Origin of the sequence: Micromonospora sp. A202 (genome assembly GCF_006715105.1) — a bacterium.
Lineage (GTDB): Bacteria > Actinomycetota > Actinomycetes > Mycobacteriales > Micromonosporaceae > Micromonospora > Micromonospora zamorensis.
Genome location: NZ_VFMP01000001.1, coordinates 6,836,445 through 6,848,811, shown reverse-complemented (window position 1 = coordinate 6,848,811; position 12,367 = coordinate 6,836,445). Strand labels below are relative to the sequence as shown.

Genomic DNA, 12,367 nt, shown 5'->3' with positions numbered 1-12,367 from the left:
GGCCCGAGGTTTGGCCGCACCCGCCGCGGGGGCAGGATGGCCGGGTGCCGACCCCACCTCCTGCGGACGTCATCGAGCCGCACCTGCACGCGGGCGAGATCCAGACCCGGGACGAGTTCGACCGCCAACTGGCCGCCGGCCAACTGAGCGGGCTGACCGTGCAGGGCCTGCGTCTCGACCTCGCACCGGTGCCCGACCTGACCGGCGTCGACGTCGCCGGCACCCTCTTCGTGGGCTGCCGCTTCGCGTCCCGGGACGTCGGCGCCGACCTGGTCCGACGCGGCGCCAACGTGGTGCCGCCGTTCTCGGGGCTGCCGTACCCGACCCAGCCGACACACCTCTACACCCCGGAGGAACTGGCCGAGGGGTTCGCCGAGGGTGGGTTCACCGGGATGTACGACACCCGGGTGTACGACCACTACCGGGCGCACGGCGGCGCGCTGCCGGACGTCAAGGAGGCGCTGGGTCAGCGGCTGCACGACCACGGCGTGGACAACGCGTTGACCGACGCCACCCGGGCCTGGCTGGCCGGGCACGGGCCGCAGTCGGTGGTGGGCATCATGGGTGGGCACGCGGTGCGGCGCGGCAGTCCCGCGTACCGGATGGCGGCAGTGCTGGGTTGGGAGCTGGCGCGGGCCGACCGCCTGGTGGTGACCGGCGGCGGTCCCGGGGTGATGGAGGCGGCGAACCTCGGCGCCTACCTGGCGGACCGGCCGGCGACCGACGTGACGGCGGCGATCGACCTGCTGGCCACCGCACCGGACTTCACCGACCACCACCTGTACACGGCCACCGCGTTGACGGTCCGGCAGCGGTACGCCAGCGTTCCCCGTCAGCGTGGCGACGACCTGGGCTGGGCGCGAGCCGGTGGGCTGGCCATCCCGACCTGGCTGTACGGGCACGAGCCGGCGAACCTGTTCGCCGGGCGGATCGCCAAGTACTTCTCCAACGCGATCCGGGAGGACACCATCCTGCGACTCGCCCGGGGCGGCATCGTCTTCGCGCCGGGGCGGGCGGGCACGGTGCAGGAGGTGTTCCAGGCGGCCACCAAGACCTATTACGGCACCGACGGGGCCAGCGGCGCGTACATCTTCCTGGACCGCGCGTACTGGACAGTGGAGTTGCCGGTGGAGGCGCTGTTGCGTCCGCTGCTGGCCGCGTCCCCGTTCGGTGACCTGTCGGCGACGATCCACCTCACCGACGACGTACGCGAGGCCGTTCGCCTGCTCACCGCCTGAACGACGCCGGCCGGCTCCCCGCGAGGGGGAGCCGGCCGGCGGTGGTACGTCGTTACTTGGTCATCGTGGTGCCGGTGGAGCGAAGGTGCTCGCACGCCTCGACGACCCGGGCGGCCAGGCCAGCCTCGGCGGCCTTGCCCCAGGCACGCGGGTCGTACTGCTTCTTGTTGCCGACCTCGCCGTCGATCTTCAGCACACCGTCGTAGTTGCGCAGCATGTGGTCCACGACGGGCCGGGTGAAGGCGTACTGGGTGTCGGTGTCGATGTTCATCTTCACCACGCCGTAGTCCAGGGCCTCACGGATCTCGCTCAGCAGGGACCCCGAGCCGCCGTGGAAGACCAGGCTGAGCGGCTTGTCCTTGCCGTACTTGGCGCCGACGGCGTCCTGGATCTGCTTGAGGATCTCCGGACGCAACTTGACGTTGCCCGGCTTGTAGACGCCGTGCACGTTGCCGAAGGTCAGCGCCGCCATGTAGCGGCCCTTCTCGCCCAGGCCGAGCGCCTCGACCATGGCCAGGCCGTCATCGGTGGTGGTGTAGAGCTTGTCGTTGATGGCGTTCTCGACGCCATCCTCCTCGCCACCGACGACACCGACCTCGATCTCAAGGACGATCTTGGCCTTGGCGGCCTCGTCGAGGAGCTGGGCGGCGATCTCCAGGTTCTCCGCAACCGGCACGGCCGAACCGTCCCACATGTGCGACTGGTACAGCGGCTCCTCGCCGCGCTTCACCCGCTCCTGCGAGATGCCCATCAGCGGACGCACGAACCCGTCCAGCTTGTCCTTCGGGCAGTGGTCGGTGTGCAGGGCGATGTTCACCGAGTACTTCTTGGCGACCTCGTGCGCGTACGCGGCGAACGCCACCGCGCCGGTGACCATGTCCTTGATCGACGGGCCGGAGAGGTATTCGGCGCCACCGGTGGAGACCTGGATGATGCCGTCGCTCTCCGCGTCGGCGAAGCCCTTGAGCGCCGCGTTCAGCGTCTGGGAGGAGGTCACGTTGATCGCGGGGTACGCGTACCGGCCAGCCTTGGCGCGGTCCAGCATCTCCGCGTAAGCCTCGGGGGAAGCGATGGGCATGTTGACGCTCCTTACTTACCACTCTCGGCCGTGCTGGCCGCTGTTGTTCATTTGTGCGCCGGACCGCGCTGTCCTCCGCCCGGCAGTATCCCGTAGGTGAGGTGCGCCGGAACAACCGACCCGGGTGTCAGCTGTTCACCGGCGGTCCAGGTTGTCCGGCACGATGACGCTGATCAGCCAGGTGACCACTGTCATCACGATGGCTCCCCAGAACGCGGCCCAGAAACCGTCCACCTGGAACGGCAGGTCGAGCCCGCGGGCGATCCGGTCGGTGAGCAGGAACAGCAGGGCGTTGACCACGAGCGCGAACAGGCCCAGGGTCAGCAGGTAGAACACGCAGCCGACGACCTTGATCAGCGGCTTCAGCACGGCGTTGATCACGCCGAAGATCAGCGCCACCACGATCAGGGTGAGCGCGGTGTTGCCACCCGAGCGACCGTGCACGTCGACACCGGGCACGATCAGGGTGGTTATCCACAGAGCGACCGCGGTGATCGCCAGTCGAATGAGGAAGCCCACGGCACCATCCTGGCATCGGGTCGCGTCGTCGAGGGCTGATTCCGCCTACTCCGCTTCCGGGCGCGGCGTCGACGCAACCCGTACGGTGGGTGGGAACCGTGCCCCGAGACCCCGGGAGGGACGATGGGTCAGCCCGACGAGGACTTCATTCCCGGCGACCACCTCGCCCCGGACGAGCGCGACCCCGAGGCCGATTCGGCCGACGCGGTCGAGCAGGCCACGGTGGTCGGTCCCGCCGACGCCGACGGCGAGCCCCAGCGCGGCCTCGAGGTCGACGACTGGGACGCGATGGAGCAGGCCCGGGTGGTCACCGGTGACGAGGACGACTACCGCTGACCTCGCGGCAGGTCGCCATCACCGGGCGGGGTTGACCTGTTCGGGGTGACGGGCCACCCAGTCGCCGAGCCGATCCTCGCGCAGTGCGGTCAGGAACTCCGGGGCGAGCTTCGGGTCGGCCTGCACGAGGCGACTGGGCCCGGCGGGCTCGCCAACCGGCAGACTGAGCCCGACCGGGTCCACCGATCGCAGCGTCGGGACGAGCCGCATCAGGTCCAGCATGGTGGCCTGCCCCGGTGACACGGCGAGGTCCGGGCCGACGGCGCCCAACAGCTTGGCGAGTCGTACCGGATTCGTGAGCACACCCTGGTCGGAGGCCGAACGGACCAGCCCGGCCGCGAAGATCCGGGCGTTGCGGTCCCGGCCCTGGCTGCCGTCGGGCAGCCCGTACCGCTGGCGGAGCAGGTCGACGGCGGCGGCACCGTCGAGGCGTTGGCACGCGGCCGGGAAGACCCGCCGGGTGTGGACCGACTGCACCCGCTCGGGCAGGCAGACCGGCACACCGCCAACCTCGTTGGTCAGCGTGCGCAGAGTCGAGTACGTCAACACCACGCCGGTGTCGATGCGGACGCCGGTCAGCTTCGCCACCGTCTGCCGGGTCAGCTCGTACCCCTTGGTCAGATCCGGTGGAGAGTGGCCCGCACCGAACGGAAACGTCGCGTTCAGCCTGTCGGTGCCGTGGCCGGGGATCGGCACCTGCAGGTCGCGGGGCAGTGAGACCAGGTACGGGCGGCTGCGGTCGGCCGGGATGTGCAGCAGCAGCACCGAGTCGGCCAACGGCGGGGCGGACCCCCGGTTGTCGATGCCGACCAGCAGAACGTTCACCGCGCCCGTCGCCACCGGCCGTGCCGTCGCGCCGATCAGGTCGGCCTGCGGCGGCCCGGCGCGCTCCGGGGTGAACAGAGGCACCCCGATGCCCAGTACGCCGAGCACGGCCAAGGCCGTTCCGCCAGCCTGCCAGCGTCGGCGAAGCTGCCGCCGACGCGTCGCCAGCCGGTCGATCGCAACCCGCAGCGGGCTCGTCGGTGGTGTCAGTGGCTCGTGCCGGGCGAAGGCGGCACGCAGGTCGTCCTCAATCATGTTCACGCCTCCACGTACTCGGCCCGGAGCGTAGCGAGGGCCCGGGAGATGGACGAACGTACGGTGCCGACGGCACAGCCGAGGATGTCGGCGATCTCGGCGTCGGGCAGGTCTTCGTAGTAGCGCAGCACCAGGGCGGCCCGCTGCCGACGCGGTAGCCGGGACAGCCAGGACCAGATCTGGTCCCGGTCCACGGCGGACTGGGCGTGGTCGGTGGTCACCGGCACCGTCGCGTCGGGCTCTCCGCGCAGCAGCACCCGGCGTACCCAGGAGCCGCGCCGCCAGTCGACGTACTGGTTGGTGAGCATCCGGCGCACGTATCGCTCGGGTGAGTCCGCCCGGACGACCCGACGCCAGTTGAGCTGGACCCGGACCATGGTTTCCTGAACCAGATCCTGGGCCTGGTGCGGATCGCCGGTCAGCATCACCGCGTACCGCAGTAGCGGGGCCAGCCGCGTGTCCGCGAACTCCTCGTACGTCACTGCACCTCCCGGGTCTCCTGCCATAGATGACGGGAGCGGACCGACCGATCATTGCGGTGACTCTGATCAACCTTTTGGTTCGTCTTGCTCAGCGGGCGGCTTTGGGGACTGCAGTCAGCCTTAGCAATTCCTTAAGATCCGCTGGCTCCACCTTTCGTCCCCCGACACGAGGGAACCCCATGCTCAAGCACTCCACCCGGCGCTGGCTCGCCGGGCTGGGCGTCGCAGGCGCGCTCGTCGCCGCCTCCGCCACCCCCGCCTCCGCCGCACCGGCAGCCTTCGCCGCACCGGCAGAGAATCTCGACCTGTACGCCAACAACGTGATCGTCGCGCCCGGCGGCACCGGGAAGTGGGTCACCCTCTTCTCGCTCACCACGGAGCGGCAGCCCTACGACTACACGATCAAGGTGGACCGGAGCAAGATCGACGATTTCGCCAGCGTCGAGAGCAGCGGAGAGAACTGCACCGAGTCCGGTGCGATCCTGACGTGCAAGGTCGAGGACCAGGACGACGACGGCTCGTACCTGAACCTCGTCTCCCTCGTCGTTGGCGCAAAGGCCGGCGCCAAGCCCGATCAGAAGGGCGAGCTGAGTTTCACGGTCACGCCGGACGGCAAGTCCGGATCCGTCTCCTACAACTCGACAGTGGAAATCGGCGAGGGCGTCGACCTCACCACCAACGAGTCCCTGGAGCTTAAGGGCGCGCCCGGTGCCACACTGATGGCCCCGTTCCAGGTGACGAACCGGGGCGAGGTGCCGGCGAAGGACGCGGTTCTCTACGTCGTCGGCGCGGACGGTTTTCAGCCGTCGAAGCGCTACGAGAACTGCGAGTACACCGAAGGCCCGCTGCACGACTTCGCGTTCGCCTGCCGCTTCGACACGACCATCGGCAGGAACGACAGCTTCCGCCTCGACGACAGCTTTGGGTTCACCGTGCCCACCGACAGCTGGGCACCGAACACCTTCGGCGGGTTCTCCATCTGGTTCACGCCTGCCGACTGGGACGAGTACAGGTCCGAGGCCGAACTCCCGGCCAAGATCGGGCCGAACGGGACCGAGGGTGAGCTGAAGCTCGAGCCGGTCATGAACCTGCGCTCCGGGCAGACCGACGTCAATCCGTTGGACAACTCGACCTGGGTCGACCTTCAGGTGACCGGGAACCAGCGGGCCGATGTGGCAGCGCGCGGCGCGAAGGTGACCGGCGACGTCGGCGCCACCGTCGCGCTCACGGTCGGCTACGTCAACAACGGGCCGGCGGCCGTCAACACGGCTGGCAGCGAGTCGCCCTGGGTCGGCACCACCGTCACGCTGCCGAAGGGCGTAACCGCCGTCCGCGCTCCGGAAGACTGCTTCGACGCCGAGGACGACGGGTGGGAGTCGGGCAAGCCTGGCGGGCGGGTCTACCAGTGCTTCGTGCTTGGCTCGATCAAGAAGGGCGAGAAGGTCGACTACGAGTTCCAGCTGCGGATCGACCAAGCCGGCGGCCAGGCCGGTGAGGTCAAGCTGCGCACCGGGCACGAGGAGACCGAGATCAAGGACTTGAACCCGGCCAACGACACCGCGCAGATCCTGGTGAACGGCGGCGGAGACGGCGGCCAGGGCGGCGGCGATGACGGCGGCTCGCTGCCGATCACCGGTCAGTCCACCGGGCTGATCGCCGGCCTCGGCGCGCTGCTGCTCGCCGCGGGCGTCGGCGGCTACCTGGTGGCCAAGCGCCGCCGGACCCGCTTCGTCGCCTGACCCACCCCGCACCACCGGTGCCCCGTCGACCACCACGGTCGGCGGGGCGTCGTCGTTGGGGCCCCCGCCACGCGGGCGGGTGGTGCGGGCCGGTCCGGCGCGGCAGGAACCTTGGGCTTCGGTACCCTTTGTGGCCGTGGACACAGCTGAGCAGACCCGCGCTCTCGTGGAGAGCGTCGCCCTGAACCCGCTCGACCCCAAGGAGCTGTTGCAGACCTTCGGGCTGATCGGCGTGTGGGTGATCCTCTTCGCCGAGACCGGCCTGCTGGTGGGCTTCTTCTTCCCCGGCGACTCGCTGCTGTTCCTCGCCGGCGTGGCCTCGTCGCCGGTGGCGGACGCGATCTTCGGCGACGGCACGCGGCTCTCGCTGGCCGGCCTGCTGATCGGTGGGCCGATCTGCGCGATCGTCGGCGCCCAGTTGGGGCACTGGCTCGGCGCCCGGTACGGCCGGCCGATGTTCGAGCGGCCGAACTCCCGACTCTTCAAGAAGGAGTACGTCGAGAAGGCCGAGTACTACTTCCAGAAGTTCGGCCCGGCGAAGGCCGTGGTGCTGGCGCGCTTCATCCCGATCGTCCGGACGTTCCTCAACCCGGTCGCGGGTGCACTCGGCATGCCGGCCCGGCAGTTCCTGCTCTGGAACATCGTCGGTGCGGTGCTCTGGGTGGACGGCATCCTGCTGATCGGCTACCTGCTGGCCGAGCAGATCTACCAGGCCATCGGCGACAAGATCGACCACTACATCCTGCCGGTGGTGGCCCTGATCATCGTGATCTCGGTGCTGCCGATCTTCTTCGAGTTCCTCCGCGACCGGCGCGCCCGCAAGCGTGGCGAGGCGGTTGCGGTAATTGCCGCGGCCAGCGCCGCCGGCGCGGTGGAGGCAGCCCGCGAGGCGTTCGACCACGACGGACACCAGCACGGCCGCCATCGCCCGGAGCACGGCCAGGACCGCTGACGTCCCGGTACGACGACGACGGCCGGCCCCCTGGTGCGGGGGTCGGCCGTCGGCATGTCGGACCCGGCCTCCGGCGGTGCGGCCGGGGACGAGCAGGTGTTACTCACCGATGGCGCCACCCCTGGCTCGCCACCGGACGCCGTCCCGGCGCGGGACGGCGTGCAGTGCCTACGTCAGCGGGCCTTCTTGGTGGCCCGCTTACGCGGCGGGGTCAGCAGGTCGGCGATCGTCGCGATCGCACTCGGGACCAGGCTGTAGTACGCCCAGACACCGCGCTTCTCCCGCTGCAGCAAGCCAGCCTCGGTGAGGATGCGCAGGTGATGACTGACCGTCGGCTGAGAGAGGCCGAGCGGCGCCGTCAGGTCACAGACGCACGCCTCGCCCTCGGGGGCCGACTGGATCAGGCTGAGCAGCCGCAACCGAGCAGGATCAGCAAGGGCCTTGAGGACCCCGGCAAGACGCTCGGCATCGGCACGTTCGATCGGCTCGCCGTTAAGCGGCGAGATCTGAGGCATAGTCATTTCGGCCAACGCAGTTCCCACGTATTCCATCCTTCCACCAGCAGCATCGATCCGCCTGCATATCAGCAGATCCGAATCGGCAAACTTTTACGCCACAAGGCCGAGGTCAGCCAACGTATAGGCCGCCCGGTATGGCAATCCGGCGGCTCGCACCGCGTCGCCGGCGCCTCGATCAACAATAACCGCCACGCCTACAACTTCCGCCCCGGCCTCACGAAGTGCCTCGACAGCGGTCAACACACTTCCGCCTGTCGTGGACGTATCCTCCACCGCCAACACCCGACGGCCGGCCACCTCCGGTCCTTCGATCCGCCGTTGCAGACCGTGGGCCTTGCCCGCCTTGCGCACCACAAAGGCGTCCAGGGCCCGACCGGTCGGAGCGGCGGCATGCAGCATCGAGAGCGCGACAGGATCCGCGCCCAGAGTGAGGCCGCCGACGGCGTCGTACTCCCAGTCGGCGGTGAGGTCGAGCAACACCCGGCCGACCAGAGGAGCGGCCTGGTGATGGAGCGTGACGCGCCGCAGATCCACGTACCAGTCTGCCTCGCGCCCCGAGGAGAGCACGACCCGTCCGTGGACCACAGCCAGGTCGGTAATGAATTTACGCAGGTCGTCGTGGTCCCCCATGGCGATAGAGGTTACTGCGCAAGTCTGAACGCCGCGTGTGGGGTCCACCCTGATCAGCCCGGCGGGGGACCGATGGTTGGCGATGTTCGACTACGCTCAGCAACTGGCCCGATAGCGGCGCGCCAGCACCGCCCCAACGACCTACTGGGCCTGGTGGGCCGGTCGAGGCTCAGTGCTCGTCGCGACCGATCCGGCCGCGGGTGTCCCGCGCGACGGCCTGGAGTAGTCGGCGGGGGGCGTGCCGCATACCGGCGACGACCATCTTGTACTTCCATGCCGGGACGCTGACCATCTTGCCTTTGCGCAGGTCACGCAGGGCTTCGTCGACCACATCCTCGGCGCGGAGCCACAGCCACTCGGGCGTCTTGGACATGTTGATGCCGGCCCGTTCGTGGAACTCGGTGCGGGTGTAGCCGGGGCAGAGGGCCATCACTCGGACGCCGAACGGGCGCGCCGAAAGGCCTACGGACTCGCTGAAGTTGGTGACCCACGCCTTGCTGGCCGAGTAGGTCGAGCCGGGCATCGCCGTGCCGAAACCGGCGACCGAAGAGACATTTATCACTGCCCCATTCCGCCGTTCGGTCATCGGTCGCAACGCCGCCAGGGTCAGCCGCATGACCGCGTGCACGTTGAGCCGCAACAGCCGCGCCTCGTCCTCTGCCGTGGAGCGCAGGAACGGTTTGTTGAGGCTGATGCCGGCGTTGTTGACGAGCAGGTGCACGGGGCTGCCGTCGGCGATTCGCCGCTCCACGACCGCGCAGCCGTCGTCGGTGGACAGATCCGCCGGGATCGTCTCCACGGGGCGGCCGTAGGTGGAATCCAACTCGGTGGCCAGCTCGGTCAGCCGGGCCGCGTCACGGGCGACCAGCACCAGATGCCAGCCGTCGGCGGCCAGCCGCCGGGTGAACGCCGCGCCGATGCCTGCGGTGGCCCCGGTGATCAGGGCCCGGCGCTCGGCAGTCGTGGGGTCGAGCGTCACGGGGTGGTCCTCACCTGGGCGGGTACGGGGGTGCGGGCGGCGGCTGGTGCGGGGCGTGCGGAAACGCCGGTGGTGCGGATGGGACGGTCGGCGCGGTCGAGCGGTGGCGACCGAACCAGGCGTTCGCCGCCGGCAGGGCCAGCAGCGTAGCTACTACAAGGTAACCGAGGCCCTGCGCGACGGAAAGCCCGGCGTTGAGCGGAATCCACCACGACGGGTACGCGTCGCCGATCAGCCCCAGCAACTCGGCGACAGCCTGCTCACCGGTGCCGAGTTGCAGTGGTGCGGCTCGTTCGCCGATCAGCACCGCCACGCTGCAACAGCCGGCGAGCAGGCCAAGCCCACTGACCACCCAGGTGGCAACCCGCACGCCGTTGCGACCGGCCAGCAGCCCCAGGGCCAGGCCGGCGAGCACCGGCGCGGAGAGGGCGGCCACCACCGCAGACAGCACCGCGGACGCGCGGAGCAGGGTCACCACGTCGTCGATCTGCTCCGGGCTGGCCGAGGTGTCCCGGGCGGCGGTGCGGAACGCGTCGACCGTCCCGCCCAGCACCACCAGGTCGACCACGGCGTACGCGAGCGCGGCGACCGCCATCACCAGCAGCACGCCCGCAGCCATCAGGACGACGGCGGGCCGGCGGGCCGGTGCCGATTCCGGGTACGACACGACGAATCCCTCCGGTAGGCGTCGGGTTGCAACCTACTCGGAGGGATCGTCGGCGTCGTGCTTATCTGTCGATCAACTCGTCGACGGCGGGGTTGACCCCGGACGATCCGCGGGCGGCGTGTCGTCCGGCCGGTTCGTGCCCGGCGGCGGCGGGTAGCTCGGCTCCCCACTCGACTGCGGGTAGCCCGGCTCACCGGACGACTGCGGGTAACCGGGCTGACCCGGGGCCTGCGGGTAACCGGGCTGACCCGGGGCCTGCGGGTAACTGGCGCCCGGGGTCGGCGGCTCCCACGCCGCGGTCGGCTTGCGGAAGAACGCGTTCGCCTTCGGCATCGCCAGCAGGATCAGCGCCGCGAGCAGCGAGATCAGGCTGATCACGCCGAGCAGCAGGCTCACCGCGGTGGCCCAGGAGGGCAGGGCCTCCTCCAACCGGCGCTGGACCTCTTCGCTGCTCGGCCCGTTGGCGCCGGTCTCTCCACCGGCGGTGAAACCACCGGCCGCGTTGCTGAGCAGGCCACCACCCACGCAGCAGACCATGATGCCGCCGACGATCCAGGTGGTGATCCGGGCACCGTTGCGGCCCTGGTTGTTGAAGAGGGCCAGAACGCCCAGCACGACCGCGAGCAACAGCACCAGAATGGCGCTGCCGAGGCCGATGGCGTAGAAGACGTCACCCACCTGATCGGCGTTCTCGACGTTGCTGCCCGCGTACGCGTCACGAAGGGCGTCGCGCGTCTTACCGATGGTGCTGAGCGTGATGATCAGACTGATCACCTGGCACGCCAGGAACAGGAAGAGCAGGTAGCTGGAAATTGACACAATGGATGGCCGCTGACGGGCCGGCGTGCTCTGGGAATCGACCACGATTCTCCTTCCCTAAGATCGCGCCCACACCGTATCGACAACAAGCCAGTTCGGCATGCCGTGTCGACCCCGCGCGTCCCGCCCGGTTCGGCTCAGTGCTCCTCGGACGTGGGACGGATCGTCAGGTCGGCGGGGTCGAGCAGGTCACCTCGGGCGACCCGCCAACCCTCTTCGCCGTACGCCTCGAAGGAGAGCCGCGCGGCGCCACCCGACTGGTAGTCGTGATAGCGCATCGTCCCGGCCGACGGCAGCCCGGTCTCAGCGGTGGCGGTGTAGCGGGCCTGCCCTGTCTCGGCCCACGTGTACCGTCGGCCGCCGAGGTCGATGGTCGGGGCCCCCGGGGTGACTGTCGCGCCCGGCTCGGCCGTCCAGAGCACCAGCTCCAGTTCCGGGCCGTCCTCCACGGAGAGCCGGTGACGGGTGCCGGAGTCGTCGTCGAGCAGGTGCTGCACCCAGCTCCAGTCCCCCTCGACCAGGCGGACCGTGCCACTCACCACGTACTCCCGGTCCTGGATCCGCACCCGGTCGCCCAGGGTCAGGCGGAGCGGTCCGTCGTCCGGCGTCCCCGCCGCACGGCCGGGTGGCAGCGTGCCGTCGGGCGGGGCCGCGGCTCGCAGCCGGGCCCGCACGATGATCACAACCACGACCGCCACGAGTACGGCAAGGGCCACCACCAGGTACACCGCTGACCCGCTCACCCGACCACCTCCCCAGGTACGTCGGCGCAGACGGTAACAACCGCAGGCACGATCCGGACCCGTACCGTGACGGACAGCTCAGCTACCGACGGCACCCGTGGTGTCGCCGGGTGTGCACCTCGCGCTGTGGATGGCGGATGACTCACGCCGCAGCGAGGCGCTGGGTGGCGTAGTTCCCGATGGTTTCGCGGTCCATCACGCAGCCGACGAAGGTGGTGAACTCGCTCGGGTCGTCGCGCAGCGACGTCCAGGCCGCTCGGGCCGCCGCCGGGTCGATCCGCTCCAGCAGCGTCGCCGCGTACGCCCGGCCGGCGGGTGTGCCGTCGGCGAGCACGCGGTCGAGCTGCCGGCGTACCTCCTCGGGGTGGTCGTCGATGGCGGCCTCGACCCGGTGGTACGCCTCGGTCACCGGCAACAGCTTGCCCGCGATTCCCACCCCACCGAAGGCGAGCGTGTCAGCCGCCACCAACTCGTCGACGGCCGCGCCCAATTCGCGCTCCCAAGCCTTGCGCATCCCAAACATGCCTCCACCCTTTCCCCGTTCGCACCCACTCCATCCCGTTAGTCAAGAGGTTTGCGCCATGAGC

Annotated in this window: 15 protein-coding genes; 4 read left to right on the top strand and 11 right to left on the bottom strand. The window is 69.8% G+C overall.

Features of this window, described 5'->3' with window-relative positions; translation table 11 throughout:
• Window positions 1-44 precede the first annotated feature (44 nt).
• A complete protein-coding gene (locus FBZ33_RS31835) occupies window positions 45-1,238 on the top strand; it encodes an LOG family protein (protein WP_185755451.1) in 1,194 nt (397 codons plus the stop codon).
• A gap of 52 nt (window positions 1,239-1,290) precedes the next feature.
• On the opposite strand, the gene fbaA is transcribed toward FBZ33_RS31835, so the two are convergent.
• Window positions 1,291-2,316: a class II fructose-bisphosphate aldolase gene (gene fbaA, locus FBZ33_RS31830; RefSeq protein ID WP_088950924.1), complete on the bottom strand. Its 1,026-nt coding sequence runs from the start codon at window positions 2,314-2,316 to the stop codon at window positions 1,291-1,293.
• Between the two features lie 135 nt (window positions 2,317-2,451).
• On the bottom strand, window positions 2,452-2,835 hold the full coding sequence (locus FBZ33_RS31825) for a phage holin family protein (protein WP_088950923.1): 384 nt from the start codon (window positions 2,833-2,835) through the stop codon (window positions 2,452-2,454).
• A 123-nt stretch (window positions 2,836-2,958) separates the two neighbouring features.
• Here FBZ33_RS31825 and FBZ33_RS31820 point away from each other — a divergent pair, with 123 nt between their 5' ends.
• Window positions 2,959-3,171, top strand: coding sequence for a hypothetical protein (locus FBZ33_RS31820; RefSeq protein WP_088950922.1), 213 nt, complete (start codon window positions 2,959-2,961; stop codon window positions 3,169-3,171).
• A gap of 18 nt (window positions 3,172-3,189) precedes the next feature.
• Here FBZ33_RS31820 and FBZ33_RS31815 read toward each other — a convergent pair whose 3' ends face one another.
• Both FBZ33_RS31815 and FBZ33_RS31810 read right to left on the bottom strand, forming a co-directional pair.
• Window positions 3,190-4,251 (bottom strand): LCP family protein, encoded by a 1,062-nt coding sequence (locus FBZ33_RS31815; protein ID WP_141912109.1) that lies wholly within the window; start codon window positions 4,249-4,251, stop codon window positions 3,190-3,192.
• Window positions 4,252-4,253: 2 nt separating this feature from the next.
• Window positions 4,254-4,733, bottom strand: a complete 480-nt coding sequence (locus tag FBZ33_RS31810; RefSeq protein WP_141912108.1) for a SigE family RNA polymerase sigma factor — start codon at window positions 4,731-4,733, stop codon at window positions 4,254-4,256.
• Window positions 4,734-4,759: 26 nt separating this feature from the next.
• Between FBZ33_RS31810 and FBZ33_RS31805 the strand changes: the two genes are divergently transcribed.
• Both FBZ33_RS31805 and FBZ33_RS31800 read left to right on the top strand, forming a co-directional pair.
• Window positions 4,760-6,472 carry an LPXTG cell wall anchor domain-containing protein gene (locus FBZ33_RS31805; RefSeq protein ID WP_255509086.1) on the top strand — a complete coding sequence of 571 codons (1,713 nt, stop codon included), beginning with the start codon at window positions 4,760-4,762 and terminating at the stop codon, window positions 6,470-6,472.
• 130 nt (window positions 6,473-6,602) lie between these two features.
• A complete protein-coding gene (locus FBZ33_RS31800; protein ID WP_088950919.1) occupies window positions 6,603-7,424 on the top strand; it encodes a DedA family protein in 822 nt (273 codons plus the stop codon).
• A 173-nt stretch (window positions 7,425-7,597) separates the two neighbouring features.
• Here the strand turns inward: FBZ33_RS31800 and FBZ33_RS31795 are convergent, their stop codons facing one another.
• The 7 genes from FBZ33_RS31795 to FBZ33_RS31765 form a co-directional block, all read right to left on the bottom strand.
• Window positions 7,598-7,975, bottom strand: a complete 378-nt coding sequence (locus FBZ33_RS31795) for a helix-turn-helix transcriptional regulator (protein ID WP_030332125.1) — start codon at window positions 7,973-7,975, stop codon at window positions 7,598-7,600.
• 57 nt (window positions 7,976-8,032) lie between these two features.
• Complete coding sequence (pyrE, locus tag FBZ33_RS31790; protein WP_088950918.1) at window positions 8,033-8,572, bottom strand: orotate phosphoribosyltransferase; 540 nt, start codon at window positions 8,570-8,572, stop codon at window positions 8,033-8,035.
• A gap of 169 nt (window positions 8,573-8,741) precedes the next feature.
• Window positions 8,742-9,551, bottom strand: a complete 810-nt coding sequence (locus FBZ33_RS31785) for an SDR family oxidoreductase (protein ID WP_141912106.1) — start codon at window positions 9,549-9,551, stop codon at window positions 8,742-8,744.
• Window positions 9,552-9,561: 10 nt separating this feature from the next.
• Window positions 9,562-10,218 (bottom strand): hypothetical protein, encoded by a 657-nt coding sequence (locus FBZ33_RS31780; RefSeq protein WP_141912104.1) that lies wholly within the window; start codon window positions 10,216-10,218, stop codon window positions 9,562-9,564.
• A 72-nt stretch (window positions 10,219-10,290) separates the two neighbouring features.
• Window positions 10,291-11,082, bottom strand: coding sequence for a hypothetical protein (locus tag FBZ33_RS31775; RefSeq protein ID WP_099849656.1), 792 nt, complete (start codon window positions 11,080-11,082; stop codon window positions 10,291-10,293).
• A 92-nt stretch (window positions 11,083-11,174) separates the two neighbouring features.
• Window positions 11,175-11,780 carry a DUF4178 domain-containing protein gene (locus FBZ33_RS31770; RefSeq protein WP_141912102.1) on the bottom strand — a complete coding sequence of 202 codons (606 nt, stop codon included), beginning with the start codon at window positions 11,778-11,780 and terminating at the stop codon, window positions 11,175-11,177.
• Window positions 11,781-11,922: 142 nt separating this feature from the next.
• The gene (locus tag FBZ33_RS31765) at window positions 11,923-12,294 is read right to left on the bottom strand and encodes a hypothetical protein (RefSeq protein ID WP_255509085.1); all 372 of its coding nucleotides are present in this window, start codon (window positions 12,292-12,294) and stop codon (window positions 11,923-11,925) included.
• Window positions 12,295-12,367: the final 73 nt, after the last annotated feature.